We start from the raw sequence: 676 nt of genomic DNA, 5'->3' as shown, positions 1-676 counted from the left end.
GCTATATAGTAGGACATAATCAAAAACAAATTGAGGCTGATAATCCATATAGACCATTCATGAAGAAAATGCATCAATACAGCCAAGCTGATTGCGCCCACTATGAAACTTCCCACAACAATCCCATAATTTAAGGCCTGACGACGGTATTCTTGGATATTTCCTTCTCTTCTAGCAATGCGATACAAAGCGGTCAACATCTTTCGGTAATTTCCAGACGTCATAAAAATGACATAGGGATGATCTTCAATCAAACTGCCCGTAAATGTTAGCATCATCATTCCTGTTCCAAAAGCGATGCAAGGAACTTCTATTAGAGGAAATCGTGAAAAGAAAGGGAGAATAAGAGTTCCAATAAATAAAGGGAGCAGCATCTTAACCCGCCAGTAGGCCGTTTTGCGGTATTCTTTCATGTGCAATGCAAACAGAAATCCTAGAGAAAAGAAAATAATAGAGCAGAATCGTAGCATCGTATTGATGACATTTGAGTGAACTTCTATTAGAGGAAATCGTGAAAAGAAAGGGAGAATAAGAGTTCCAATAAATAAAGGGAGCAGCATCTTAACCCGCCAGTAGGCCGTTTTGCGGTATTCTTTCATGTGCAATGCAAACAGAAATCCTAGAGAAAAGAAAATAATAGAGCAGAATCGTAGCATCGTATTGATGACATTTGAGT

Annotated in this window: 1 protein-coding gene; it reads right to left on the bottom strand. The window is 38.6% G+C overall.

The window, feature by feature from the left end; all coding sequences use genetic code 11:
* Positions 1 to 470 (bottom strand): DUF1275 family protein (locus D8863_RS10670; protein ID WP_185761488.1); only part of this gene is annotated, 470 nt, incomplete at its 3' end.
* Positions 471 to 676: the final 206 nt, after the last annotated feature.

The organism is Streptococcus oralis, from assembly GCF_003943825.1.
Classification (GTDB): domain Bacteria; phylum Bacillota; class Bacilli; order Lactobacillales; family Streptococcaceae; genus Streptococcus; species Streptococcus oralis_CD.
Note: the sequence above shows the minus strand (reverse complement) of the source record. Positions and strands in the feature narration are given on the sequence as shown.